Below are 26438 nucleotides of genomic sequence, written 5' to 3' on the forward strand. Positions count from 1 at the left end.
ATGAAAACAAAGTTGCATACGCAAACAGTTACATTGTCTATTGATAACCAAGAAGTAACTGTGCCTAAAGGGACTACCATTCTCGAAGCAGCGAAAGGGCTAGGTGTTGAAATCCCAACGCTCTGTCATTTAAAGGAATTAGCACCTGATGGTTCTTGTCGGATGTGCGTGGTTGAGGTGGAAGGCGGCCGACGTGGTGGCTTAACAACTGCTTGTACGGCACATTGTCAAGAGGACATGGTTGTGGCAACACATTCTGAAAAAGTTGCTGATTCCAGACGTTTTATTCTTGATTTATTATTGAGTAATCATAAATTAGAATGTTTTTCTTGTGGAAAAAACGGGGATTGTCAATTACAACAGTATGCGCTAGATTATGGGATTGATGCCACTAGCTTTACCGAGGGAAAAAGAATGCCTTGCCATCAAGAAGATACCAGTAATCCATTTTTCTCTTATGATCCAGAAAAGTGTATCATGTGTCGTCGTTGTGCCCGTGTCTGTCAATTGCGGCAGGGAAGAGATGTACTTAGTATTGCTAATCGTGGCTTTGAAACAAAAATGATGCCAAGTTATGGGCAGGCGTTTGATCAATCTATCTGTGAATCATGTGGCAATTGTGTCTCTTCCTGTCCTACAGGTGCGTTAACAGCAAAAGATACGAAAGAGTACCGCAAATGGGAAACCCAGAAAATTCCTACAACTTGTCCGCATTGTGGGACAGGCTGTCAGATGAATTTACTCGTTAAAAATAATCGTTTGGTGGGTGTTGAACCCCTGGATGGACCAGCTAATAAAAATTTACTTTGTGTGAAAGGAAAATTTGCTTCATATAAATTTGTTGGGTCAGGAGATCGCTTAACGGAGCCATTAATTAAACGGAATGGCATTTTTGAACCTGCTTCTTGGGAAGAAGCCTTAACGCTTGTTTCGTCAAAATTTAACGAAATTAAAGCAGAAAACGGCGCGGATGCTCTTGCTGGTTTTTCGTGCTCTAGAGCAACAAATGAAGATAATTATGTCTTTCAAAAAATGGTGCGTGCTGCTTTTGGTACCAATAATGTTGATAACTGTGCCCGTGTTTGTCATTCGGCTTCGGTCCATGGTTTAGCCCAAACCTTAGGCTCTGGTGCGATGACCAATCCTATTGCTGATATCACTGAAGATGTCGACATGATTTTATTAGTAGGTTCCAATCCAGAAGAAGCTCATCCAGTTATTGGTGCGCAAATTCGCCAAGCCATCCAAAGAGGAACACAAGTTGTTGTTGTTGATCCGCGGAAAATTAACTTAGTGAAGGATAGTGCACTGCATTTACAAGTTCAGGCGGGAACGAATGTCGCATTTGCTAATGGCATGATGCATGTGATTTTGAAAGAAGGTTTAGCAGATCGCCACTTTATTGAAGAACGGACAGAAGGATTTTCAGATTTAGAAAAAATGGTGGCTGATTATACGCCGGAAAAAGTCGCAGAAATTTGTCATATTCATCCAGAAGATCTAATTCAAGCAGCACGCATGTATGCAAAAGCAGAGAAAGCACCAATCATTTATTGTTTAGGCGTAACGGAACACTCGACAGGAACTGAGGGTGTTATGAGTATGTCTAATTTGGCAATGTTGGTTGGTAAAGTTGGAAAACCAGGCTGTGGTGTCAATCCTTTGCGAGGTCAAAATAATGTTCAAGGTGCTTGCGATATGGGCTGTATGCCTTATGATTTCCCAGGCTATCAAAAAGTCAATAATCCAGAAGTAATCGACAAATTTGAAAAAGCTTGGCATGTGCCGTTAAATCGAAACACAGGTTTAACTTCTACTAAAGTCTTGCCAGCAGCAACGGCAGGAAATGTCAAAGGCCTTTATATTTTTGGAGAAGATCCAATTGTTACGGATCCAGACACAGGACATGTTCGTCAAGCTTTAGAAAGTTTAGACTTTTTAGTTGTTCAAGAATTATTTATGACAGAAACGGCTGCTTATGCAGATGTCGTTTTACCAGGCATCAGTTATGCAGAAAAAGACGGGACATTTACAAATACAGAACGGCGCGTGCAAAGAGTCCGTAAAGCTGTTGAACCAAGAGGACAAGCGCGAGAAGACTATGAAATTTTTTGTGAAGTCATGACACGAATGGGCTATCCTTGTGCGTATGAATCTGCAAAAGAAATTATGGAAGAAATTTCAGCTGTGACGCCTTCGTTTGGTGGAATTAATTATGAACGATTAGAGAAGGAGAGCTTACAATGGCCTTGTCGGAGCTTGACAGATCCAGGTACGCCGATTATGCATGTGGGCAGTTTTGCTCGTGGGAAAGGTTTATTTAAAGCAATTCCGTATAAGCAAGCACAAGAATTACCAGATGAAGAGTACCCGTATTTAATGTCGACAGGCCGAATGCTTTACCATTACAATACCCGAGCAATGACAGGACGAACGGAAGGGATTAACCAAATAGCGAATCACTCTTATATTGAGATAAATGCAGTCGATGCACAAGCTCTGGGAATCCAAGAAGGTGACAAAGTGGAAGTTCATTCTCGCCGTGGCAAAATTGAAACCTATGCGGCTGTCGGAAATCGAGTATTTCCGCAAGAAGTCTTTATGACATTCCACTTTCCAGATGGGAATGTTAACGAAATCACCAATGCTGTATTTGATGATATCGCCACAATTCCTGAATATAAAGTTTGTGCCGTTGCGATTAAACCAGTGAATAAATAAAAAAGGATGGTTAAAACATGATCGAGTTGGAAGAAGCACGAGAGAAAATGACCCAACATATGAAGAGTCAATGTGAAACAGAAGAAGTGGCGCTGCTTGATTCCTTGGGACGGATTAGCGGAGAAACCATTTTTGCAGAGACAGCGATTCCTCATTTTCCTCGTGCCGGGATGGATGGGTATGCCGTTCGTGCAGTAGAAACACGAGGTGCGACTGCTGAAAGCCCAAGTTGTTTAAAAGTCGTCGGTTCTTTAGTGGCAGGGGATTCCATGTTTTATTGTAATCAGACGAATAACTGTGCGATTAAAATAACAACAGGTGCTTTTATTCCAACCGATTTTGATGCTGTAGTGCCACAAGAATGGACGGATTTTGGGCAAGACCATGTTAAAATTTTTCGCTCTGTCACTGCGGGCCAAAACTATGCGGAAATTGGAGAAGATATTGCTTTTCAGCAAAAAATTTTAGCAAAACATCAACAGATTAATAGTCGCATGATTGGTTTGTTGGCAATGCAAGGGATTGATAAAGTTGTTGTTTTGAAGCGCATGAAAGTGGGGATTTTAGCGACGGGTAGTGAGTTAGTTTCTTTGGAAGAACCACTGTCAGTTGGGAAAATTTATAATAGTAATCTCTACATGTTAGCAGCTTTTGTCAAAGCGAGTGGCAATGAAGTAATCCACCTAGACCATTGTTCAGATGACCCTGAAGAATTAGCGAAGAGGCTGATTGAGATTTCACCAAAACTTGATTTATTAATTACTTGTGGTGGTGTTTCGGTAGGTGAAAAGGACAATTTACCTTTAGCGATTAAACGTATCGGAGGAACAGAGTTGTTTCATTTTGTAAATATGAAACCTGGAACCCCAGTTATGGGAAGTCAATTTCAAGAAACACTCATTTTAAGCGTTTCAGGCAATCCGTTTGCGGCAATGGTTAATTTACATCTTTTTTACTGGACATTATTAGCTACTTTTTTTAATTGTGTCGAGTTAAATCTAAAGGAACGAACAGTAATTTTAGCGCATGAATTAGCCCCCAGTAGACTACGTCGATTTTACCGAGCGAAAGAAATAGATGGCACAGTAAATTTAGTGACAAAAAGTCATCTTTCATCCAATTTATCAAATACTTTAGAAACAAATTGCCTGCTAGAACAACCAGCTGGTGTACTACTCAAAAAAGGCGCGCTTGTAAAAGTCTATTATTGGCAAACTTGATGACAACCTGACCTAAGATTAGTATGAAAGTAAGCCATCAGTCGAGTCGACTGGTGGCTTATTGCTTATCAAGTTTTAAGACTTAGACAAAAGTCTGGTCAGGCTAAGCGAAGCACGTAATTTTTGTCGCTTAACTTTTTTAACTTCGATTTCTCGCTAAAAAAAATTATGGATGCCAGATTGTTTTTTTGATGCAAGAGTGATACACTTGAAAAAGAAGTATTGTGTAAACGTTAACAAATGTCAAATGTGAGGTGGAGAAATGGTTCAAAGTAAGGAATTTACGCACTTGAATACACAAGGAGAAGTGCATATGGTTGATATTTCGGAAAAAAATGACACTCAAAGAACAGCCCTCGCTTATGGAGAAATTCACATGTTGGAAGCGACAGCAGAAGCGATCCAGACCCAAATGATTAAAAAAGGTGAAGTATTACAGGTAGCAAGAGTCGCTGGGATTACCGCCGCAAAACGAACGTTTGAATGGATTCCTTTGTGTCATTTGGTTGCTTTGACAAAGTGTGAAATTCAGTTTGATTGGCGCAATCAAACTTGTTTAGAAGTACGTTGCTTTACAAAAACAGTGGGTTCAACTGGCGTTGAAATGGAAGCGCTAACAGGTGTGCAGGCAGCACTCTTAACAATTTATGACATGTGTAAAGCAATTGATCGCGGAATGACAATGACAAACATTGGTTTATTAGAGAAAAATGGTGGACGCAGTGGTCATTTCATTCGTTCTTCAATTAAATCAAAGGAAAGTGATGAGTGAACAGCATGAAAGATGCATTTAACCGTGAAATTGATTATGTTCGTTTGTCTTTAACAGATCGTTGTGACTTACGTTGCACGTATTGCATGCCAGCAACAGGTCTTTGCTTTTTAAAAAAAGAGCAGCTTCTAACAGATGATGAGATTATTTTTTTATTGAGGATATTAGCGAAAGAAGGCATCAAAAAAGTTAAATTAACAGGTGGTGAACCGCTTGTTAGACCGAATTTACTCTCTTTAATTAAAAGGATAAAGCAAATCTCAGGCATCGAAAAAGTAACCTTAACGACTAATGGCATGAAGTTAGCTCGTGAGGCTCAAGGATTAAAAGAGGCGGGCTTGGACGGCATTAATATTAGCTTAGACACTTTGGATCCAGAAGAATTTCGTGAAATAACAAGAGTTGGTCAGTTAAGGAATGTTCTGGCGGGCTTAGAACAAGCGATTGATGTGGGACTACCTAATATCAAAATTAATACTGTAGCTAGGAAAGAGCTAAGTGAAGCAACAATTGTAGAACTGGCTGAAATCGCTAAGAAAGAGACTGTGCATCTTCGTTTCATTGAAATGATGCCAATTGGATTAGGGAAGGAGCATCCAGGTAAGCAACAAGAAGAAGTAGAAGCCATTTTAACCAAATATTATGGAACGTTACAACCATACCAAAAACCATTGGGCAATGGCCCTGCTAGTTATTACGCCTTAAAAGATTTTAAAGGGAAAATAGGTTTTATTAGTGCATTAGGGCATTGTTTTTGCGAGACGTGCAATCGAATCCGAATTACTGCAGACGGCCATTTAAAAACGTGCCTGCATTCTGCAGACGGCTACTCGTTAAAGGAAGCTTTAGCTATGGAACAAACAGCAGAATTGTTAGGGATTATCAAGAGTGGCATTGCCTGTAAGCCTGAAAAACATCTTTTCTTGGAACAACAAGGAGAACAACGATTTATGTCACAAATAGGAGGGTAAGTATGAAAACAGGAGAAATTATTGCAATAAATATTAGCCCGCGAAGAGGCACACAGAAAAAGGAAATTCCTGAAGTCAACTTAATTAAAGGTTTCGGATTAGAAAATGATGCGCACGGCGGTAATTGGCATCGACAAGTCAGTTTGTTATCTTTTGAAGAAATAACGGCTTTCAATGAAAAAGGAGCTCGGGTTGGCAATGGTGCTTTTGGGGAAAACATAATCGTCTCAGGGATTGATTTACGTCAATTACCTGTTGGAACGAAAATGAAAATAGGCGATTCCGAATTGGTGGTTACTCAAATTGGGAAAGAGTGCCATAAACACTGTCAGATTTACGCGCGAGTGGGCGATTGCATCATGCCTAGAGAAGGAATCTTTGCAGTTGTTGTGACAGAAGGTCATATTAAAAAAGGAGACCAGTTAGACGTTGTTTAAAGTTGGCATTGTAACATTAAGTGATCGTTGCTTTCAAGGACTTGCTGTCGACCAATCGGGGCCCTTGATTCGTGAACAGTTACCTGCGCTCTACCAGGTAACCAAACAAACCATTTTACCAGATGAAGAAAATCAATTAGTAGAGCTATTGCAAGAGTGGTCTAAGACCTGTGATTTGATTTTAACGACAGGCGGCACAGGGTTGAGTGAACGGGATCGGACCCCAGAAGCTACCTTACGTGTAGCAGAGCGAATCATTCCTGGGATCAGTGAGGGCTTGCGTCAACTTAGCTTGGAAAAAACACCATTTGCTATGTTAAGTCGAGGCGTTTCTGTTCAAAGAGGACGCACGCTCATTGTTAATTTGCCTGGTAGCCCGAAAAGTGTAACAGAACATTTGCATTTTTTGTTGCCTGTTTTGCCCCACGCTTTGGATTTAATCACAAATAAAAAAATCATACATGATGAGGAATAAACCATGAAAACAATTCGAACAGAAGAGGCAGTTGGCCTTCCATTGAGTCATGATATTACGCGAATTGACTATGGGAAGACCAAGGAAGTGTGTTTTAAAAAAGGACATATAGTTGTTCAAGAAGATATTCCAATTCTTTTATCATTAGGGAAAAAACATCTGTTTGTTTCCTTGGATCCAGCAGAAATACATGAAGAAGAGGCAGCGACATTTTTGTATAACCTGTTAACAGATGACTCATGTCAGCCGAGTGAAGTCCATGAAGGAAAAATTGTTGCTAAAGCTAGTACGAGAGGTCTTTTAAAAGTCAATCGAGAAAAATTAATTGCTTTAAATGAAATTGAAGGTCTCGCCTTGTCAACTAAAGTTACCAATATAGAAGTTCAGAAAGATGAAAAAGTTGCAGCCTTTCGAGTGATTCCACTAACAATTTCTAAAAGCCAATTAGAAAAGGCACGCCAGCTCAGCACGTCTGAGCCACTAATCTCTGTGAAACCTTTCAAAAAAATACGGGTCGGGATTGTAACTACTGGCAGTGAAGTTTACACAGGATTGGTTGAGGATGCTTTTTACCCTGTGTTAAAAGCCAAGTTCTCCGCGTATCCTTTAGTTACGATTGTCAAGCAAGAAATTGTCGATGATCAGCCGCAAAAAATTACTGTTGCGATCAAAAAGATGTTAGCACAAGGGGTTGATCTGATTGTTTGTACAGGTGGTATGAGTGTAGATCCTGATGATTTGACACCGTTAGCAATTAAGCAGACAGGTGCTGAAATCGTAACCCATGGGACACCAGTCTTACCAGGCTCAATGTTTTTGCTGGCTTATAAAGGAGAGCAGACGATCATTGGCTTACCAGGTGGTGTTTTATTTTCAGAAAAAACGGTTTTTGATTTGTTGTTACCAAGATTAATGGCCAAAGAAGTGATTAAAAAATCTGAAATTATTGACTTGAGTTATGGCGGGTATTTATAAAAGAAAAGAGGCGTTCAAATGTCTAAACAAAAAAAGGCTGTGTTCCTGCTTAGTTTATTCAGTTTAGTTGCCCTAATTGCTGCATGTACAAATCAGCCGCAAAAAGAAACAGTTTCAACAAAAAAAGAAGAAATAACCCTTGCGGCAGCAGCTAGCTTAGAATCAGTCATGGAGAAGAAAATTATTCCAGCCTTTGAAAAAGAGCATCCAGATATTCAGGTAACTGGAACCTATGATAGTTCTGGAAAATTACAGATGCAAATTGAAAAAGGCCTAAAAGCCGATGTATTTTTCTCAGCTTCGACAAAACAAATGAATGCATTGGTTGCAGAAAAACTAATTAATAAAAAAAGTGTCGTTCCTTTATTGGAAAACCAGCTCGTTCTTATTGTGCCTAACCAAGATCAAGCAAAGTGGCATGATTTTTCTGATTTAAAAAAAGCCCAAATGATAGCAATTGGTGATCCTGCAAGTGTTCCAGCTGGTCAATATGCCGAAGAAGGCTTAAAAGCTTTAGGCGCTTGGTCTTATGTAGAAAAACACGCAAGCTTTGGCACGAATGTAACAGAAGTCCTTGAATGGGTAGCTAATGCAAGTGCAGAAGCTGGCTTAGTTTATGCGACAGATGCAGCAACCAATTCAAAAGTAGCGATTGTTGCGGCCATGCCTGAAGCTGCTTTGAAGAAGCCAATCATCTATCCAGTTGGTAAAGTTGCCGCCTCTAAGAAACAAAAATCAGCGGATGCTTTTTTAAATTTTTTACAGAGTCAACAATGCAGAAAATATTTTGAAAATATTGGCTTTAAGTTAACAAAGTAGGTGGGAAAATGGATGTTCGACCAATTCTTTTATCTTTTCAGACAGCAATAATCGCCATTTTATTTACTTTTATTTTAGGAACAGGCGTTGCGTATATTGTTTTTCGTTTGAAAAATCGTAAATTAAAAATTCTTTTGAATAGTTTATTTACGTTGCCATTAGTTTTACCGCCGACTGTTTTTGGTTTTTTTCTCTTAACTATTTTTGGTGTTCAGCAACCAGTGGGCCAGTTTTTACTTGATTTTTTTGCCATTCAAGTTGTTTTTTCGTGGCCAGCTACGGTTATTGCTGCCGTTGCTGTTTCATTTCCTTTAATGTATCGTTCAGCCTTAACGGCGTTTGAACAAATGGATAGTGAATTGTTGGCGGTGGCCCAGACACTCGGATTTTCGGAAAGTCGATATTTTAGAAAAATTGCGTTACCTTTGTCGATGAACGGTCTCTTGGCCGGTGGCGTGTTAGCCTTTGCCCGTGGGTTAGGCGAATTTGGAGCGACGACAATGTTAGCAGGGAATATTGCTAGCAAAACAAGAACGCTTCCTTTAGCTATCTACTCTGCTGTAGCAAGTGGGGATTGGCGCTTAGCCAATCAATATGTTGTGATTATGTTATTACTTTGCCTGATTATTTTATTTTTTACGGAATTTTTTAGTCAGCGCGCTTGGAGAAGATCGGAATGAGATTAATTGTTGATATTCAAAAAGAATTGAAAAGTCATACTTTGCAAATTCAGTTTGAAACAAAGACGCAAACAACAGGAATTTTAGGTGCTTCTGGTTGTGGCAAGAGTATGTTATTAAAATGTATTGCGGGTGTTGAGACTGCGGATAAAGGTCAGATTGTTTTAAATGATCAAGTCTTATTCGATGCTGAACAAAAGATCAATTTGTCGCCGCAACAACGAAAAATTGGTCTTTTGTTTCAACAGTATGCGTTGTTTCCTCATTTGTCGGTAGTAGAAAATCTGACGTGCGTGACAAAAGATTTACAATTGGTCACTCAATTGCTTGCATCTTTTCACTTAACTAAAGTCCAACAACAATATCCTAGTCAACTTTCTGGAGGACAAAGACAGCGAGTGGCTTTTGCGCGAATGCTAGCGGCTCAGCCGGCTTACCTGTTATTAGATGAGCCATTTTCCGCATTAGATGCACCCTTAAAGGAAGAGCTGCAAATTGAACTTCAACAGCGATTAAGTAATTTAAATCAACATGCCTTAATTGTGAGTCATAGTTTAGATGAACTGTATAAGTTATGTCAGAGTTTAGTGATAATCACAAAAAACCAAACACTTTTTGGTGCAACAAATCAATTATTTAACCAACCTCAAACGATTGAAGCAGCTAAACTCACTGGTTGTAAAAATATTTGGCCTGTCAAACGCATAGATGCGCACAGAGTCCAAGTGATTGGCTGGCAACAAACACTAAAGGTTACACAAGAAGTTCCTATTTCTTGTCATTCTATAGGTATTCGGGCCCATGATTTCACAACAGAACCGCAGGCAACCAATCAAATCGAAGTGCATCACTTACAAACATTGTCAGCACCTTTTGAACAAAGTGCTTGGTTTCAACACCAACAAACCAAAATTTGGTGGAAAGGCAGCAATAGACTCAATCCGAAAGTTATTACTCAGTTATCCATTCCACCTACAGCAATTATGCCATTATGTCTATAAAATAGAAAAAGATTACGTGAAGCGGTTGACATATGATTGCATCTTCATTTATAATAGATTCATGAAAGGTTATTCATGTAAACGGAATAATCGCTATTATATAGGGAGTGAAGGTGTTTAAATGCAAAAGAGTTATAAACTAGAAGGACTTGATTGTGCAAGTTGTGCAGATAAAATTGAAAAATCTGTCCAAAAAATTCACGGAGTAGAAAAAGCGCGTGTGGACTTCATGGCTGAAAAGATGACACTGGAAGTTGAATCAGGACATGATTTAGAAGTCGAAAATGAAGCGCGTGCAGTGATCGGTAAGTTAGAACCAGATGTCAAAGTTATTTCTTTAAAAGATGTCAAAGAAGAAGAGGGACGTAATCCAAATAAGAATCGCTTAATTCGTATCATTATTGCATTTGTTTTATTTTTAGTACTTATTATCATTAAACCAAGTAATAATTGGGTTGCTTTGGCGTCTTATTTAGTCGTTTATGTCTTAATTGGTGGCGACATTGTCAAACGAGCGGTAACGAATATTTTTCGTGGGGAAGTGTTTGATGAAAATTTCTTAATGTCTGTGGCAACGATCGGGGCATTCTTTATTGGGGAATATCCCGAAGCTGTGGCAGTAATGTTGTTCTACCAAGTCGGCGAATGGTTCCAAAGTGCTGCGGTTGATCAATCCAGAAAATCAATTGCCAAATTAATGGATATTCGTCCAGATTCAGCAAATCTTTTAGTAAATGGACAAATAAAAGCGGTCGCTCCAGATACAATTGAAATTGGGCAACAAATATTAGTGAAACCAGGTGAAAAAGTTCCATTAGATGGTCAAATTATTGATGGATCAAGCATGGTAGATACCTCTGCGTTAACTGGTGAATCCGTTCCAAGAACGGTCAAAGTCGGCGATGAAATCTTAGGTGGTTTTATCAATAAAAATGGGGCCTTGACCATTAATGTTACGAAAAAATTTGGGGATTCAACAGTTAGCAAAATTTTAGATTTAGTTGAAAATGCTAGCAGTAAAAAAGCCCCTGCAGAAAACTTTATTTCTAAATTTGCTCGTTACTATACACCAGTTGTCGTTGTTTTAGCTATCCTATTGGCAGTGATTCCACCATTTATTTTCCCTGATACTTCTATTAATGAATGGGTTTATCGGGCATTAACGTTCTTGGTTATTTCTTGTCCATGTGCCTTAGTCATTTCTGTTCCTTTAAGTTTCTTCGGTGGAATTGGCGGAGCCAGCAAGCTAGGTGTTTTAATTAAAGGGAGCAACTATTTAGAAATTTTAGCGAATACGGAAACGATTGTTTTTGATAAAACTGGTACGCTAACAAAAGGAAATTTTGTGGTTCAAAACATAACTAGTGTTGTTTTACCTGAAGAAGAGTTGTTGCGTTTAACAGCAACAGCAGAACAATTATCCACTCATCCTATTGCTATTTCTATTAAAGAAAGCTATGGCAAAGAAACTGTTCCAGCAACAGCAATTGAAGAGGTTGCCGGACACGGTATCAAAGCCACAATTGAAGGCAAAACAGTTTTAGTCGGTAATGCGAAGTTAATGAAACAATTTGGTATCGAAGCACCAGAAGTGAAGGAAGCGGGAACTTTAATTTTTGTCGCTATTGATAATCAATTTGCAGGCTATTTAGTGATTGCGGATCAATTGAAACCAGACGCCATTTCAGCAATAAAAGAATTAAAGGCTGAAGGGGTCAAACAAACTGTTATGCTGACTGGAGACAATCAACAAGTTGCAGAAGCTATTGCAAAAGAAGTTGGTGTTGACAAAGTTTATGCAGAACTTTTACCAGATGGCAAAGTGGATCGTTTAGAAGAGTTGTTAAAAGCATCCTCACCTAAAAACAAAGTTGCCTTTGTTGGTGACGGTATGAATGATGCACCTGTTTTAGCCCGGGCTGATGTTGGGATTGCCATGGGTGGTTTAGGAAGTGACGCGGCAATTGAAGCTGCTGATGTGGTGATTATGAATGATGAACCAAGTCGTATCGCCTCTGCGATTAAATTATCAAGAAAAACATTGAGAATTGTTAAACAAAACATTATCTTTGCGATTGCTGTTAAAATCATTGTTTTGGTACTAGGTGCATTAGGCTTGGCTTCAATGCAAGCAGCAGTGTTTGCTGATGTTGGTGTAACTATTATCGCTGTTTTAAATGCTATGCGTTGTTTACGTGTAGAAAAGATGAAAGATAATAACTAAGCCTTAAAAAGTACAGCTGAAACAAACATTTTTAGCTGATTATCAGAGTTTGAGCGTGGGACAAAAATCACTTTGACTTTTTGTTCCACGCTTTTTCTCCTACACAATTTCTATTCGTTCTTAAATTGCCAGAGTTCTTGTAAAGAAATCTTTAAATTTTTCGCTTTGTGGCATATAATAAGAAAGAATTTGTACGAAAATTGCGCTTCGCTTTTTTTTCATGGTACAATAAGCAAGAATGGATTGATTTACAGGAGGGAACCTCAACATGGCATCAAATGAAAAAACACGATATAAAGCAATCATTGCAGACCATACGTATACAATTATTGGCCAAGAGTCAAAACAACATATGGATTTAGTCACAAAAATTGTCAACGAACAACTGGCGGAAATTAAACATCTTTCTCCGCAAACTGATACGGAACAAGCTTCTGTTTTATTAGCAATTAATGCAATTTCAGATCAACTAAAAAAACAAGAATATGCTTTAAAATTGGAAAAACAAGTAGCAGATTTAAAACAGAAAACCATTCGTTTGGCTGAATTAGAGAATCGTGTGCGCCGAATGGAAATTATCGAAGAAGAAGCACGGGATGTTTTGAAAAAGAATGGACAAGAAGATGTAGAAATTCATAATCATGTGGAAGCCCAACAAATTTTGAATGAAAATCGAAAACAGCAGATTCAAAATAAAGGTGTTTCGGAGTAGTTCCTGAAAGGATGACAAGATGTTAACAATACTTATTTTATTACTTTTAGCCTTTGGATTTTATACAGGAGCTAAACGAGGCTTGATTTTACAAGTGCTCTATTCGGTAGGTTACTTAATTTCATATTTTGTTGCTCGAACCTATTACAAAGAGGTCGCTTCTCATTTAGAATTGTATATTCCATATCCATCGGTTACGCCAACGTCAAAGCTTGTCTTTTTTAATCAAGAGATTTCTTTAGACTTGGACAAAGCCTTTTATTCAGCGGTTGCGTTTCTATTATTGCTGTTTGCAGGCTGGTTGGTCGTTCGTTTTTTAGCGATCTTTTTACATGGATTAACATTTATTCCAGTTTTGAAACAGGTAAATGGACTATTAGGTGGCGTATTAAGTGTTCTTGTGTTATACGTGGGTCTTTTTCTAGTGTTAGCTACGGCGTCAATGATTCCGTCAGATATTGTCCAAAATCAGTTTCGGTCAAGTGGCTTGGCACGAGGCATTGTAAAAAATACCCCAATTCTAACAAAACAAGCATATGAATTATGGGTTGAACCAATTACGAAATAAAGCTGAATGGGACTGAGATAGAGATAAGAAGTAAGTGAGCAAAGCGAAACTTCTTATGTTATGTCTCAGTCTTTTCAACAAATGAAAAAGTTAGAAAAGTAGGTGGAAAAATGAATCAGCGTATTCTATCAACATTAGGGTTTGATAAAGTAAAACAACAGTTGTTGCAATTTATTGTGACAGCTCAGGGGACAAACGAAGTTTCGGAATTATTACCGATTGCTGATGAAAATAAAATTCAATCATGGCTAAATGAAACACAGGATGGTTTAAAAGTTCAACGATTACGTGGTGGAATCCCCATTCCTAAATTAGAAAATATCCAACCACACATGAAACGGATTGAAATTGGTGCGGATTTAAATGGCATAGAATTAGCACAAGTAGGCCGTGTCTTGTCGACTACTTCAGAACTGACTCGTTTTTTTGATGAGTTAAGTGAAAATGAAGTTGATTTTGAACGTTTATATATGTGGCGAGAGCAACTAGAAGTTTTGCCTGAATTAAATCGCCAACTCAAACAAGCCATTGATGATGATGGCTACGTCACAGATGAAGCTTCGCCAGCCTTAAAGGCAATTCGGCAAAATATTCGACGTAGTGAGCAGACCATTCGAGAAGAACTAGATAGTATTATTCGTGGGAAAAACGCACGTTACCTTAGTGATGCCCTTGTTACTATGCGAAATGAACGCTACGTGATTCCAGTCAAACAAGAATATAAAAATATTTTTGGTGGCGTGGTTCACGACCAAAGTGCTTCAGGACAAACCTTATTTATTGAACCTAAACAAATTTTAGAAATGAATAATCGCTTGCGACAACAACAAATTGCCGAAAGAAATGAGATTACTCGCATCTTGGCAGAACTGTCGGCCGAGTTGGTCCCTTATCGCCGTGAAATTACGCATAATGCCTATGTCATCGGTAAACTTGATTTTATTAATGCTAAGGCACGACTAGGAAAAGAACTAAAAGCAGTTGTTCCAGAAATTAGTCAAGCAAATCATGTAGTTTTTAAACAAGCCCGGCACCCGCTATTGGATCCAGAAAAAGCTGTAGCCAATGACATTGTGATTGGAGAAGAATATCAAGCAATTGTGATTACAGGGCCTAATACCGGCGGGAAAACCATTACTCTGAAAACGTTAGGTCTTTTACAATTAATGGGTCAAGCTGGATTACCTATTCCAGTTGAAGAAGAGAGTAAAATGGGGATTTTTACAGAAGTATTTGCGGATATCGGGGATGAACAATCGATTGAACAAAGTTTAAGTACTTTCTCTTCACATATGACGAATATCGTGTCTGTCTTAAAGAAAGTCGATCATCAAAGTTTAGTACTATTTGATGAATTAGGTGCTGGGACAGATCCGCAAGAAGGGGCCGCTTTAGCTATTGCCATTTTAGATTCATTGGGTGCTAAAGGAGCCTATGTGATGGCAACAACCCATTATCCTGAATTAAAAGTGTATGGCTATAATCGAGCTGGAACAATCAATGCCAGTATGGAATTTGATGTAGATACCTTGAGTCCAACCTATCGTTTATTAATTGGCGTGCCTGGCCGAAGTAATGCTTTTGAAATTTCGAAACGTCTTGGATTAGACAACAGTATTATTGAAGCTGCAAAACAAATAATGGACGGTGAAAGTCAAGATTTAAACGAAATGATTGAAGACCTGGAAAACCGTCGCAAAATGGCCGAAACTGAATATTTAGAAGCTCGCCACTATGTCGATGAATCGGCCGCTTTGCATAAAGAACTGAAAGAAGCCTATCAAGTATTTTTTGAAGAACGAGAAAAAGAATTACAAAAAGCGCGGAAAGAAGCGAATAAAATTATTGCAGAAGCGGAAGAAAATGCGGAAACCATTATTTCTGATATTCGCAAAATGCAATTGGAAAGTGGCCAACAAGGTGGTGTCAAAGAACATCAGTTAATTGATGCGAAAACACAACTTTCTCAATTACACCATGAAGAAACCAAGCTTGCTAAAAACAAAGTGCTGAAGAAGGCGAAAGAACAGAAAAAATTAAAAGCTGGCGATGAAGTAATTGTCAATACTTACGGCCAACGAGGGACCTTATTAAAAGACAACGGCAAAGGACAATGGCAAGTCCAATTAGGCATTTTAAAAATGAACGTATCTGAAGAGGATATGACGCCTGTCGCTCCACAAAAAGAAGCGAAACCAAGAGTTACAACGGTTCGTTCTGCAGAAAGCAGTCATGTTGGCACACAACTAGACTTACGTGGCAAACGCTACGAAGAAGCATTGGCAGAAGTTGACCAATACATTGATGCTGCGATTCTAGCGGGCTATCCACAAGTAACCATTGTTCACGGCAAAGGAACAGGTGCATTAAGAACCGGAATAACGGAATTTTTAAAAAATCACCGCAGTGTGAAAAGCTATGAATTTGCGCCACAAAACCAAGGTGGTAATGGTGCGACTGTCGTAAAATTCCAATAAACAAGGACTTACAATAAGTAAGCAGAACACTCGCTATCTTAGAGATGACGTGTTATACTAAGCATGTAATAAGAGTAAAGAGTAGGAGGTTTGTGAAATGACACAAGCAATTACCGATAAAGATTTTGCAACAGAAACAGATGAAGGATTAGTCTTAATCGACTTTTGGGCAACTTGGTGTGGCCCTTGTCGTATGCAAGCACCCATCTTAGAACAATTATCTGAAGAATATGATGAAGACGAAGTGAAAATCGTCAAAATGGATGTGGATGAAAATCCTGCAACACCAGCAAGTTTTGGAATCATGAGCATCCCAACATTGCTATTGAAAAAAGATGGCGAAGTTGTTGAAAAAGCAGTCGGTGTTCATACAAAAGACCAATTGCAAGCAATGATTGCCAAACACTTATAAACGTTGATTAGTCATTACGAATAGTCTGATTCAGTCTGAAGGGAAATCTTTAACGATTGTCTTTTCAGGCTGTTTCTTTCGTACATAAAGTAGCGGCTTTTTTTGTTTAATTACAAAAAGAGGTGTATAATAGATGAAGCATTTTGTTAGAAAGGAAGTATCGTATGAACGAACGAATAAAAAATAAATTAGCACTGCTTCCTGATCAACCTGGTTGTTATTTAATGAAAGATAAAAACGGCACGATTATCTATGTTGGGAAAGCCAAAATTTTGAAAAACCGTGTCCGGTCTTATTTTCGTGGTAGCCATGATACTAAGACAGAACGATTAGTCAGTGAAATCGATGATTTTGAATATATTGTGACAGAATCGAATATTGAAGCACTTTTATTAGAAATTAATTTAATCCATAAAAATAATCCCAAATATAACATCATGTTAAAAGACGATAAAACCTATCCTTTTATCAAAATCACAAACGAAAAATATCCTCGTTTAATGATTACTCGAAAGGTTTTAAAAGACAAAGCGTTATATTTTGGCCCATATCCAGATGTAAATGCAGCGAATGAAACAAAGAAACTGTTAGATCGGCTTTTTCCTTTGCGAAAATGTAATCCGTCGCAAAAAACGCCTTGTTTGTATTATCATTTAGGACAATGTCTGTGTCCCTATGCTTTTGATGTGGATCCGCAAGTCTACAAAGATATGGTGGAAGAGATTAAAGGGTTTCTTTCTGGTGGACATACAGAAATTCAGGACCGCTTACAAGAAAAAATGGCTTATGCAGCTGCACATATGGAATTTGAAAAAGCTGCAGAATTTCGCGATCAAATTAAAGCGATTGAAACAGTTATGACCCGCCAAAAAATGACGAATGTAGATTTAATTGATCGTGATGTGTTTGGTTATGCTGTTGATAAAGGCTGGATGTGTGTCCAAGTATTCTTTGTCAGACAAGGAAAATTAATCGAACGTGATGTATCGATTTTTCCATTTTATGATGATGCCAGTGAAGCATTTTTAACTTTTATTGGACAATTTTATCAAGAGAATGAGCATTTTGTGCCAAAAGAAGTCTTGATTCCTGATGACATTGATAAAGAAAGCGTCGAAGCTTTATTAGCTACGAAAGTCTTGCAGCCGCAACGGGGAGAAAAGAAAAAACTGGTTAAATTAGCCAGTAAAAATGCTGCAGTTGCTTTAAATGAAAAATTCGATTTGATTGTACGGAAACAAGAACGAACAATTGGCGCAGTTGAAAAATTAGGCAATGCGATGAACATACCTGCGCCCATTCGAATTGAAGCATTTGATAATTCAAATATTATGGGAACAAACCCTGTTTCTGCGATGGTTGTGTTTATTGACGGACGACCAGCTAAAAATGAGTATCGAAAATATAAAATAAAAACTGTGCAAGGTCCTGATGATTACGCTTCTATGAGAGAAGTCATTTATCGCAGATATTCACGAGTTTTAAAAGAAGGCTTGCCTTTTCCTGATTTAATTTTAATCGATGGTGGTAAAGGTCAAGTCGATGTTGCCAAAGATGTGTTAGCCAATCAACTAGGAGTCGATATTCCTGTAGCTGGATTAGCCAAGAACGACAAGCACAAAACGAGTGAACTTTTATTTGGTCCAAACTTAGAAGTTGTACCATTGGAAAGAAACTCACAAGAATTTTTCTTGTTGCAACGAATCCAAGATGAAGTCCATCGTTTCGCCATCACATTCCATCGTCAATTACGTAGTAAAAATAGTTTTGCTTCCAAATTAGATAACATTGAAGGCTTGGGACCGAAACGCAAAAAAAATCTTTTAAAAGAATTTAAATCGCTTAAAAATATTACGGCAGCCAGTGTTGAAGAATTAAGAAAAGCTGGGTTACCTGAAACTGTCGCGAAGAATGTGTATCGTCATTTGCACCAAGAAACAACCTCTGAGATAGAAAAATAAATGAAAACAAGCCAGAGGTCGGGACAGAAACGTTTAGCTCCGAGAACCAAGTAGGTACTGTTCAACATCTATTTGCTTTGCAAATAGTGTTTCTCAGCAATAAGAAGGAATTTCCGAAAATTGTCATAAAACACAACGAGGAACGAGTTGATGTTGCATGATACACTACACTCCGTTTCGTTCGCATCAATTTCTAAGCATGGAACATGCTAGAATTGAAGGACCCGGTGCTCTTTAATTTTTGGAGACTAAGTAGGTATTGTTCATCATCGAATCACTACGTTCTTCGTGATTCTCAACAATTTCGGCTTATTTCCGAAGGACCTTCACCAAGTAGGTACGATGATTTCATCTGTTCATGCTTCACAGTGAAACATCGCAACTCTTAGAGCTGGAGCTCTTTTGAAGGCTGTACTGTGACGAGACGCATGTCGAGAAAACACCTTAGAAGTTGTTGAGATCGGAGCAACGCGTAGTGTTGGTTCTGTTCCCGCCGTTTATAAGGTTTGAAGCCTGGGACAAAAATCCAAAGTGATTTTTGTCCCAGGCTCTGTTTTTTTTATTCAATTTTTTCATGAAAAGTTGAACTCTCAAGAAAATATGATAACGATTTCTTTCGTGATATACTAAAACTAACTTAAAAGAGAGGACGTCTGATCATGAAAATACTAACACCCGTTTATCGAATAAAATTTAAAAAAGTACCAAATCAATTACTGATTGATGAGCGTTTAATGAATGAATTGGGTACGTGGTTGAATCGTACAGGTCGAATTTGGGCCTGTCAATCATCAAAATCGGCAAAGGAATTTAAAAATAAATTTTATGAAAGCACAGGCTTGACCGCAAATGAAGTGCATATTTCTGCCGAGACGGATGGCCTTTTTCGCTTAGCAGAAAATAAAGCGTCTGATTAAAGTGCAACATCTTTCCATAACAATTGTCATTGACAAGCCAACACAGGAAAGATACGATATGAGTAACTAAACAGCGGTTTAGAAAAAGTGAAGGGGGCGTTTATGTGTTAGAGGTAAAAGAGTTAGTCAAAACCTTTGGGGATTTTAAAGCAGTTGATCATGTATCCTTTACGATATCGGACGGGAAAATTTTAGGATTAATTGGCCAAAATGGTGCCGGGAAAACAACTACGTTTCGCTTGATTTTAAATTTTTTAACACAAGATAGCGGGTCGGTTTTATGGAATGGTCAACCATTAAATGAAAAAGAGTACAATATTATTGGTTATTTACCAGAAGAACGGGGTTTATATCCTAAAATTACGATTGAAGACCAACTAATTTATTTCGCTTCATTGCGGGGAAAAACTAAAAAAGAAATTGAACCTAAAATTGACTTTTGGATGGAAAAATTTCAAGTTAAAGGCAAAAAAACAGATAAAGTTAAATCTTTATCAAAAGGAAATCAACAAAAAGTTCAATTGATTGCGACACTTATTCATGAACCGAAGTTAATTATTTTAGACGAACCATTCAGTGGCTTGGATCCAGTTAATGCAGAATTATTAAAAGACGGCATTATTGAATTGAAAAATCAAGGTTCTTGTGTCATTTTTTCCAGTCATAATATGGACAATGTGGAGAAAATCTGTGACCATTTAGTCATGTTAAAAAATGGACGCATGGTTTTAGATGGTCAGGTTCATGAAATTCGACAACAATTTGGTCGAACAAAATTATTTTTAGAATCACCGTTATCTGTTGAGGAAGTTGCTGCTACAGCAGGTGTGAAAGAAGCACACTTGCGACAAGATGGCGTCTTAGAAGCGACATTAGAAAACGCTGAAGTGGGCAAAGTGTTGTTTGATAAAGCGACAGCCAACGGCTACATTCCAATGTTTAATCAACAACCACCAACATTGGAAGAAATTTTCAAAATGAAAGTAGGTGGGCAAGATGAGTAAATTTTGGATTATTGCGACTGATGTCTATAAGAAAAATGTGAAGTCGCTGTCTTTCTTAATCATGATTTTAGCGCCATTTCTTCTTGTAGGAATTGTTTACTTAGCGGGCTCTCTAGCTAGCGGTTTTTCAGGAGATACTACCATTGGTCTGGTTTCGGAAAATCAAGCGCTCGTTAAAGAGTTGACAAAGAATAAAACAGAGGACTTTTCTTTCAAAGCTGTTTCTTCTGAGAAAAAGGCCCAAGAACAATTAAAAGACGAGAAAATTGATGCCTATTTACTTTTGGACACTACAGATAATCAGATTTCTGGTCAGCTTTACTCTGAACGCTCTTTAGGAAATGCAACCGAGATGCTAATTCCTCAAATGTTAAACCAATTACAAACAATGGCGAATGCCAATCGTTTAAACCTAACAGCTGAGCAAGTTGCCATGTTGAATCAACAAGCAACATTTAAAAAAGCCAAAATTAGTTTTGATGAAAATGGCAAAATAAAAACAGGAGAAGATAACACAGGGATTCAAATGGCGTTAGCAATGGGGATAACAATTTTGTTATTTGTCTTCATCAGCAGTTATTCTTCAATTATTGCCCAAGAGATTGCTTCTGAAAAAGGCACTAGAATCATGGAAGTTATTCTCTCTAGTACAAAAGCGCAAACCCATTTTTATGGCAAATTAACTGGGGTTATTCTAGTAGCTTTAACACAAATTTTCATTTACGGAGTGGCGTTTGTTCTCGGCTATTCTCAATTGAAAAATCTTGATTTTATGAAAAGTCTATTAAGTGGGATTTCACCACAAAGTATTTTTTCATCAACCTTTATTTTTACATTAGGCTTTTTCATTATTGGTATTCTCGTTTTTGCTGTTTTGGCAGCACTTTGTGGTTCTCTTGTTTCCAAACCAGAGGATACAGCAAAAGCAGTTCAGCCCATCATGTATATTGGTTTAATCGGTTATATGATTGGCATTACGTTTGGGACGAATGATCCACAAAATATCGTGGTGAAAGTGACTTCCTTTATTCCGCTGATTTCGTCATACATTATGCCAGTACGCTTGGCGACCGAAACGGCATCAACAATGGAAGCAATTGTCTCATTAGTGATTTTGGCAGTTTTTGGAATTATTTTAACAATCTTCTCTGCTCGTTTATACAAATCAAACGTTCTTGTATACAGTGAAGGCGGCATGATTCAATCTTTAAAACAGTCAATTTCTATTTTAAAAAATGAACAAAAGCATAAATAATCCTTGTTTAACTCTAAAAGGACCCGGTAAATCAGTCAAAGTGACTGATCTGCCGGGTCTTTTTTAGGCACTGTTCGTCGTTCAACTAGACGAACGGTTAATTTTTTTTCAGGAATGTTCGTCTGATTTAATTGGTTGTATAGGTAAATAAATGAGTTTTCGGCTTGATACTGAATGGCATAATCAACAGTCGTAATATGCATCAACTCACTGACATAACTATTATCAAAGCCAATGACAGCGACATCTCGAGGAACGGCATAATTTAGATTTTCAAGTTCTGAAATAAACTCAGCTGCTACGTGATCATTATAAAAGGCCAAAGCTTCTGGCTTGTCGGTTAATTGTTGCCAGTAATGGGCAATTTTGCGACCAGAATGGTTAGTATACTGATCATTAATCAGCCACTCAGCTTGCCAAGGTGCCTGAGTGTTTTCATAAAAATCTTTCATTGCACGTTTTCGTGCGTGCGTGTTTAAGTTTTCGGGATTACCGAGGACATGACCAATTTTTTGGTATCCTTGTTGTTGTAAATATTCTAAGGAACGATAATAACCAGAGTAATGATCAATGTAGGAAGAGTATATATTAGGTGAATCGATACGATGCCAGGTTGCTAAAGGACCATACGCGCTGTAAGGCTCAATCACCGACCATTCATTTGTTCGTGTCAATAAAAACAAGCCATCTAATTGTTTGTATTTTAATTGGTTCAAGGCATCAATTTCTTTCTGCTGATCGCCATCTGTAAAAAATAAGGTTACGGAATAATTGTATTTTTTGGCAATTGAAATAAAGCGATTCAAGAAAATACCTAAGGAACCTAAATAGCTAGGGGCTAAAAAGCCAATGGTTTTTGTGGCACCTGCTCGTAAATTCCGCGCCACATAATTCGGGGTATAATTTAATTCTTTCATTGCTTTGAGAATTTTTTCTTGACTATCGGCACTCACATATCCTTTTCCAGAAATTAAGCGAGAAACAGTCGATTTCGAGACACCGGCAACTTTTGCTACATCAATGATAGACGTCATTTTTTACCTCCAAAGTGGAATGTATTCTTATAAGAAGTATAGCATACATTTTTTTGAAAATAGTGCTTGACATGGGAACATTCCCATAATTTATCCTAAAGATGTAAACGATAACAATTTAATCAAGGAGGAAGAAGACGGATGACAAGAGGAGCATTAAAAATTGCAACAATTGGTGGCGGTTCTAGTTATACACCTGAATTAATTGAAGGATACATTAAAAGAAAAGATGAACTGCCAATTAAGGAAATTTGGTTAGTCGATATTGAAGCTGGTAAAGAAAAATTGGAAATCGTTGGGGCAATGGCGAAGCGCATGATTAAAGCTGCTGGTTTAGATTGGGAAGTTCATTTAACATTGGACCGTGAAGCAGCCTTAAAAGGGGCGGATTTTGTTTCAACACAGTTTCGTGTAGGATTATTAGATGCCCGCATTAAAGATGAACGGATTCCTTTGTCCCATGGGGTATTAGGCCAAGAAACAAATGGCGCGGGAGGAATGTTTAAAGCATTTCGAACAATTCCTGTCATTTTAGCTATTATTGACGATATGAAACGTCTTTGCCCAGATGCTTGGTTAGTGAATTTTACTAATCCAGCTGGAATGGTTACGGAAGCTGCAATTAAACATGGCGGTTGGAAAAAAACAGTTGGCTTATGTAATGTGCCGATTGGTCATAGAAAACAAGCGGCCGAAATGCTGGGAATTCCAGAAGAAGACTTATTCTTTAAATTTGCTGGAATTAATCATTTCCATTGGCACCGTGTTTGGGACAAAGAAGGACAAGAGCGAACACAAGAACTCATTGATTTAATTTACGGACCTAAGCAAGAGCAAGAAAGTCATTTGAAAAATATTTTTGATGCGCCGTTCCATTATGAACAGTTAAAAGATTTAGGAATGTTACCATGTGGTTATCATCGCTATTATTATATTGAAGATGAGATGTTGAAGCATTCCATCGAAGAGTATGAACGGGGCGAAACAAGAGCACAAGTGGTTAAAGAAACGGAAGGTCGTCTGTTTGAATTGTATAAAGATCCCAAACTAGATTACAAACCAAAAGAATTAGAAGAACGGGGCGGCACACACTATAGCGATGCAGCTTGTGAAATGATTGCATCAATTTATAATGATAAACGAACGGATATGGTTGTTTCTACTGAAAATAATGGGACAATTACTGATTTACCGTATGATTGTGTTGTAGAAGTATCTGGACCTGTGACAGCTCATGGCCATGAACCTTACAACTGGGGGGCCTTTCCGCCAGCAGCACGAGGAATTATTCAAAATATGAAAGCTATGGAAGAAACGGTTATTCGAGCAGCCATCAATGGTGATTACGGCGCAGCATTGCATGCTTTCACTATTAATCCATTAGTTCCTGGCGGCGTCATGGCGAAGACCTTGTTGGACGAATTATTAATTGCCCACAAAGCGCATTTACCGAATTTTGCAGATGCGATTAATAAAATTGAAGAAACACAACCAGAAACAGTCACATATGTGGCCGAATTAATGAAAAGTAATTAAAAAATATCGCACGCTAAAGATTCGTTTAGTGTGCGATACTTTTTTTAGAATAGGAAGCAAAGGATTCCGTTTTTTTCTTGACAGTAAAATGATAGGTTTGTTGCCGGAACAGCCACTGAATACCAGAGTAAATTAAAATTTCAGCAATAATAAACGTCGAAAGTTTCTGTGCGGAAAGGAATAATAGCGTTAAAATTAAAAATAAGACGACACAGGTATAAAAAACATGTTGCAATTTTTTAGAATTGATAATCGTGATTTCTTTGGTATCTTCAGTAACTTCAATGCGCCGATAAAATTGGAACCAGCCTTCATAGAACGTTAAAACATCCCCAGGATCAGCCTCAATTTCAATAGGTACATTAGTAAAAAGTTTCCCTTGATGCACGCCATTTTTATAAAATGTAAAATAGCGTAACGCGCCCCAAGCTGATGTTTTTCGTGTCAATGTAATCTTCATGGTTTTCACCTCCGTCTTTATTTTGCCATAGTTTCGGTAAAATTGTATCCTACTAAAGTCCGATTCTCTCATTTTAGGGTCAGAATTGACAAAAGAAAGCAGAGGTGTTAATGTGGGAGTAATTAAACGAGGAGGTATAATTGTATGTTGGCATCTATCAGAATTTGGATTGACTTTTTGACAAAATAAATTGAATAAATCTTATCAAAAAGTCTGAAATTAAAATTCATGGGTGGCGTGTGTACTTTTATACGAAACTACAAGGATAGCGATTAGGCTGTCCTTTTTTGCGTACCCAAGATTCTTTCGTTTCAGAAATGAAAGAAGAAGGCAAAATGAAAAAATTAAGTATTCATCTGAAAGACGTAAGTATTCACTTTTCGGGAAAACCAATTCTAGAAATTGATGAATTATTTGTATATGAAAATGAAAAAATTGGGATTATTGGTAAAAACGGCGCAGGAAAATCAACACTGCTCAATTTAATTATGGGTAAGATTCAATCAGACAAAGGAAAAGTTCAAAGATTGAACGACTTTCATTACTTGGCACAAGTAGCTGAAGAAATAACGAATGAACCAGAGAAAACTGACAAAAACTGTTTGCTAAATCAGAAAAATCAAAAACTAAGTGGTGGCGAAAAAGTCCAAAAACGCTTAGCAACATTATTTTCAGAGTATCCAACCGGGGTTATTTTAGATGAACCAACCACACATTTAGATAAAGAACATCGTCAGTTGTTAGTGGCAGATTTAACGTATTATTATGGGACCGTTTTGTTTGTTAGTCATGATCGCTTTTTCTTGAATCAATTAGCAGAGAAAATTTGGGAAGTTTCGGATGGACATGTCAAAGAATATTTAGGAAACTACGATGCGTATTGTCGTCAAAAAGAATTGGAACAGCAAACACAATATAATGTCTATCATCAGTATCAAAAGGAAAAGAAAAAATTACAGGAATCTTACGCAAAGAAACAAGCACAAGCGCAAAAATCTAGTCATGTTTCAAAAAAACAAAAACAAAAGCAAATTAAACCTAGTCGTTTAGCTGGTTCTAAACAAAAAGATACCGTACAAAAAGCACTCCAAAAACAAGCGAAAGCGATTAATGCCAGAATTGACAGATTACCCGATGTTGCGCAAGCAAAACAAGAGGGAAAAATTATTTTTCCTACTAATAATCAGTTCTCTTTATACAATCCATATCCAATTAGAATTGAAAATTTAACTTTCGCTTATGAGAATCGAACAATTCTTAACCAAGTGAACGTTCAAATTCCTTTAAACGAAAAAATAGCACTTTGTGGAAAAAATGGTGCTGGGAAGAGTACCTTCCTTCAACAAATTGAAGCCCGTCACCCGGCCATTTACTTTTCTCCCAAAGTCCGGTTAGGAACGTATCATCAATTAGATTATCGATTAAAAAATGATGAACCACTGTTGACTTATTTATTGAAGCGGACAAATTATTCTGAAAAGATTGTGCGTTCACTTTTATATCGAGTAGGTTTTCAACAAGAAAATTTACAGACAAAGATATCTTCTCTAAGTGGTGGCGAAGCCATAAAAATTACTTTGGCGCAATTATTTATAGAACCAAATAATATCATCTTATTGGATGAACCCACCAATTTTCTTGATTTAGACACAATCCAAGCACTTGAAGAATTTATAAGTGCCTATCAAGGAACAGTAATTTTCACTTCGCATGATGAAACGTTTGTGGAAAAAGTAGCCACCCGCACTATTTATTTAGAAAACGGGAAAATTATTGATAAATAAAAAAAGTAAACAAAAAGTCGCTA

At 37.7% G+C, this 26438-nt stretch carries 23 protein-coding genes; 21 read left to right on the plus strand and 2 right to left on the minus strand.

Going from position 1 to position 26438, the window contains the following annotated elements:
- The 19 genes from fdhF to IGK82_RS06105 all read left to right on the plus strand — a co-directional run bounded on the left by fdhF (position 1) and on the right by IGK82_RS06105 (position 21601).
- On the plus strand, positions 1 to 2721 hold the full coding sequence (gene fdhF, locus IGK82_RS06015) for a formate dehydrogenase subunit alpha (RefSeq protein WP_010709393.1): 2721 nt from the start codon (positions 1 to 3) through the stop codon (positions 2719 to 2721).
- A 17-nt stretch (positions 2722 to 2738) separates the two neighbouring features.
- Positions 2739 to 3941, plus strand: coding sequence for a molybdopterin molybdotransferase MoeA (locus tag IGK82_RS06020; RefSeq protein ID WP_002384572.1), 1203 nt, complete (start codon positions 2739 to 2741; stop codon positions 3939 to 3941).
- Positions 3942 to 4203: 262 nt separating this feature from the next.
- A complete protein-coding gene (gene moaC, locus IGK82_RS06025; protein ID WP_002369470.1) occupies positions 4204 to 4713 on the plus strand; it encodes a cyclic pyranopterin monophosphate synthase MoaC in 510 nt (169 codons plus the stop codon).
- Positions 4710 to 5684, plus strand: a complete 975-nt coding sequence (gene moaA, locus IGK82_RS06030; protein WP_080113704.1) for a GTP 3',8-cyclase MoaA — start codon at positions 4710 to 4712, stop codon at positions 5682 to 5684. The genes moaC and moaA overlap by 4 nt, the downstream gene beginning before the upstream one ends.
- 2 nt (positions 5685 to 5686) lie before the next feature.
- On the plus strand, positions 5687 to 6121 hold the full coding sequence (locus IGK82_RS06035; protein ID WP_002357714.1) for an MOSC domain-containing protein: 435 nt from the start codon (positions 5687 to 5689) through the stop codon (positions 6119 to 6121).
- A complete protein-coding gene (locus tag IGK82_RS06040; RefSeq protein ID WP_002361756.1) occupies positions 6114 to 6596 on the plus strand; it encodes a MogA/MoaB family molybdenum cofactor biosynthesis protein in 483 nt (160 codons plus the stop codon). Before IGK82_RS06035 ends, IGK82_RS06040 begins: the two co-directional genes overlap by 8 nt.
- Before the next feature lie 3 nt (positions 6597 to 6599).
- Positions 6600 to 7571, plus strand: a complete 972-nt coding sequence (locus IGK82_RS06045) for a molybdopterin-binding protein (RefSeq protein WP_002379413.1) — start codon at positions 6600 to 6602, stop codon at positions 7569 to 7571.
- Positions 7572 to 7589: 18 nt separating this feature from the next.
- A complete protein-coding gene (gene modA, locus IGK82_RS06050; RefSeq protein WP_002360416.1) occupies positions 7590 to 8390 on the plus strand; it encodes a molybdate ABC transporter substrate-binding protein in 801 nt (266 codons plus the stop codon).
- A gap of 8 nt (positions 8391 to 8398) precedes the next feature.
- Complete coding sequence (gene modB, locus IGK82_RS06055) at positions 8399 to 9070, plus strand: molybdate ABC transporter permease subunit (protein ID WP_010709396.1); 672 nt, start codon at positions 8399 to 8401, stop codon at positions 9068 to 9070.
- Positions 9067 to 10071: an ATP-binding cassette domain-containing protein gene (locus IGK82_RS06060; RefSeq protein WP_016622248.1), complete on the plus strand. Its 1005-nt coding sequence runs from the start codon at positions 9067 to 9069 to the stop codon at positions 10069 to 10071. The genes modB and IGK82_RS06060 overlap by 4 nt, the downstream gene beginning before the upstream one ends.
- A gap of 121 nt (positions 10072 to 10192) precedes the next feature.
- On the plus strand, positions 10193 to 12295 hold the full coding sequence (locus IGK82_RS06065; RefSeq protein ID WP_430605165.1) for a heavy metal translocating P-type ATPase: 2103 nt from the start codon (positions 10193 to 10195) through the stop codon (positions 12293 to 12295).
- Positions 12296 to 12563: 268 nt separating this feature from the next.
- Positions 12564 to 13007 (plus strand): cell division protein ZapA, encoded by a 444-nt coding sequence (gene zapA / locus IGK82_RS06070; protein WP_002357706.1) that lies wholly within the window; start codon positions 12564 to 12566, stop codon positions 13005 to 13007.
- A 19-nt stretch (positions 13008 to 13026) separates the two neighbouring features.
- Positions 13027 to 13575 (plus strand): CvpA family protein, encoded by a 549-nt coding sequence (locus IGK82_RS06075; protein ID WP_002357705.1) that lies wholly within the window; start codon positions 13027 to 13029, stop codon positions 13573 to 13575.
- Between the two features lie 110 nt (positions 13576 to 13685).
- A complete protein-coding gene (locus tag IGK82_RS06080; RefSeq protein WP_002369462.1) occupies positions 13686 to 16052 on the plus strand; it encodes an endonuclease MutS2 in 2367 nt (788 codons plus the stop codon).
- Positions 16053 to 16149: 97 nt separating this feature from the next.
- The gene (trxA, locus tag IGK82_RS06085; protein ID WP_002357703.1) at positions 16150 to 16464 is read left to right on the plus strand and encodes a thioredoxin; all 315 of its coding nucleotides are present in this window, start codon (positions 16150 to 16152) and stop codon (positions 16462 to 16464) included.
- A 164-nt stretch (positions 16465 to 16628) separates the two neighbouring features.
- A complete protein-coding gene (gene uvrC, locus IGK82_RS06090; RefSeq protein WP_002357701.1) occupies positions 16629 to 18425 on the plus strand; it encodes an excinuclease ABC subunit UvrC in 1797 nt (598 codons plus the stop codon).
- Between the two features lie 659 nt (positions 18426 to 19084).
- Positions 19085 to 19342 (plus strand): DUF3884 family protein, encoded by a 258-nt coding sequence (locus tag IGK82_RS06095; RefSeq protein WP_010709398.1) that lies wholly within the window; start codon positions 19085 to 19087, stop codon positions 19340 to 19342.
- Between the two features lie 104 nt (positions 19343 to 19446).
- Positions 19447 to 20346, plus strand: a complete 900-nt coding sequence (locus tag IGK82_RS06100; RefSeq protein ID WP_010709399.1) for an ABC transporter ATP-binding protein — start codon at positions 19447 to 19449, stop codon at positions 20344 to 20346.
- On the plus strand, positions 20339 to 21601 hold the full coding sequence (locus tag IGK82_RS06105) for an ABC transporter permease (RefSeq protein WP_002357698.1): 1263 nt from the start codon (positions 20339 to 20341) through the stop codon (positions 21599 to 21601). The genes IGK82_RS06100 and IGK82_RS06105 overlap by 8 nt, the downstream gene beginning before the upstream one ends.
- Positions 21602 to 21636: 35 nt before the next feature.
- Here IGK82_RS06105 and IGK82_RS06110 read toward each other — a convergent pair whose 3' ends face one another.
- Positions 21637 to 22635 (minus strand): LacI family DNA-binding transcriptional regulator, encoded by a 999-nt coding sequence (locus IGK82_RS06110; RefSeq protein WP_002363900.1) that lies wholly within the window; start codon positions 22633 to 22635, stop codon positions 21637 to 21639.
- 141 nt (positions 22636 to 22776) lie between these two features.
- Between IGK82_RS06110 and IGK82_RS06115 the strand changes: the two genes are divergently transcribed.
- Positions 22777 to 24171, plus strand: coding sequence for a 6-phospho-beta-glucosidase (locus IGK82_RS06115; protein WP_002357694.1), 1395 nt, complete (start codon positions 22777 to 22779; stop codon positions 24169 to 24171).
- Positions 24172 to 24196: 25 nt separating this feature from the next.
- Here the strand turns inward: IGK82_RS06115 and IGK82_RS06120 are convergent, their stop codons facing one another.
- Entirely contained in the window at positions 24197 to 24703 is a 507-nt protein-coding gene (locus tag IGK82_RS06120) for a hypothetical protein (RefSeq protein WP_002357693.1), read from the minus strand.
- Positions 24704 to 24948: 245 nt separating this feature from the next.
- On the opposite strand from IGK82_RS06120, the gene abc-f reads away from it, so the two are divergent.
- Complete coding sequence (gene abc-f, locus IGK82_RS06125) at positions 24949 to 26415, plus strand: ribosomal protection-like ABC-F family protein (RefSeq protein ID WP_025191731.1); 1467 nt, start codon at positions 24949 to 24951, stop codon at positions 26413 to 26415.
- The last annotated feature ends 23 nt before the right edge of the window (positions 26416 to 26438 follow it).

The organism is Enterococcus sp. AZ197, from assembly GCF_050556405.1.
Classification (GTDB): Bacteria; Bacillota; Bacilli; order Lactobacillales; family Enterococcaceae; genus Enterococcus; species Enterococcus faecalis.

Excerpts from the sequence above, each read along its gene's own strand:
- IGK82_RS06075 (WP_002357705.1), top strand. The coding sequence starts at position 13,027 with ATGTTAACAATACTTATTTTATTACTTTTAGCCTTTGGATTTTATACA.
- uvrC (WP_002357701.1), top strand. The coding sequence starts at position 16,629 with ATGAACGAACGAATAAAAAATAAATTAGCACTGCTTCCTGATCAACCT.
- IGK82_RS06045 (WP_002379413.1), top strand. The coding sequence starts at position 6,600 with ATGAAAACAATTCGAACAGAAGAGGCAGTTGGCCTTCCATTGAGTCAT.
- trxA (WP_002357703.1), top strand. The coding sequence starts at position 16,150 with ATGACACAAGCAATTACCGATAAAGATTTTGCAACAGAAACAGATGAA.
- IGK82_RS06035 (WP_002357714.1), top strand. The coding sequence starts at position 5,687 with ATGAAAACAGGAGAAATTATTGCAATAAATATTAGCCCGCGAAGAGGC.
- IGK82_RS06110 (WP_002363900.1), bottom strand. The coding sequence starts at position 22,635 with ATGACGTCTATCATTGATGTAGCAAAAGTTGCCGGTGTCTCGAAATCG.
- IGK82_RS06065 (WP_430605165.1), top strand. The coding sequence starts at position 10,193 with ATGCAAAAGAGTTATAAACTAGAAGGACTTGATTGTGCAAGTTGTGCA.
- modB (WP_010709396.1), top strand. The coding sequence starts at position 8,399 with ATGGATGTTCGACCAATTCTTTTATCTTTTCAGACAGCAATAATCGCC.
- IGK82_RS06120 (WP_002357693.1), bottom strand. The coding sequence starts at position 24,703 with ATGAGAGAATCGGACTTTAGTAGGATACAATTTTACCGAAACTATGGC.
- IGK82_RS06105 (WP_002357698.1), top strand. The coding sequence starts at position 20,339 with ATGAGTAAATTTTGGATTATTGCGACTGATGTCTATAAGAAAAATGTG.
- IGK82_RS06020 (WP_002384572.1), top strand. The coding sequence starts at position 2,739 with ATGATCGAGTTGGAAGAAGCACGAGAGAAAATGACCCAACATATGAAG.
- fdhF (WP_010709393.1), top strand. The coding sequence starts at position 1 with ATGAAAACAAAGTTGCATACGCAAACAGTTACATTGTCTATTGATAAC.
- abc-f (WP_025191731.1), top strand. The coding sequence starts at position 24,949 with ATGAAAGAAGAAGGCAAAATGAAAAAATTAAGTATTCATCTGAAAGAC.
- IGK82_RS06060 (WP_016622248.1), top strand. The coding sequence starts at position 9,067 with ATGAGATTAATTGTTGATATTCAAAAAGAATTGAAAAGTCATACTTTG.
- IGK82_RS06095 (WP_010709398.1), top strand. The coding sequence starts at position 19,085 with ATGAAAATACTAACACCCGTTTATCGAATAAAATTTAAAAAAGTACCA.
- zapA (WP_002357706.1), top strand. The coding sequence starts at position 12,564 with ATGGCATCAAATGAAAAAACACGATATAAAGCAATCATTGCAGACCAT.
- modA (WP_002360416.1), top strand. The coding sequence starts at position 7,590 with ATGTCTAAACAAAAAAAGGCTGTGTTCCTGCTTAGTTTATTCAGTTTA.
- IGK82_RS06115 (WP_002357694.1), top strand. The coding sequence starts at position 22,777 with ATGACAAGAGGAGCATTAAAAATTGCAACAATTGGTGGCGGTTCTAGT.
- moaC (WP_002369470.1), top strand. The coding sequence starts at position 4,204 with ATGGTTCAAAGTAAGGAATTTACGCACTTGAATACACAAGGAGAAGTG.
- IGK82_RS06080 (WP_002369462.1), top strand. The coding sequence starts at position 13,686 with ATGAATCAGCGTATTCTATCAACATTAGGGTTTGATAAAGTAAAACAA.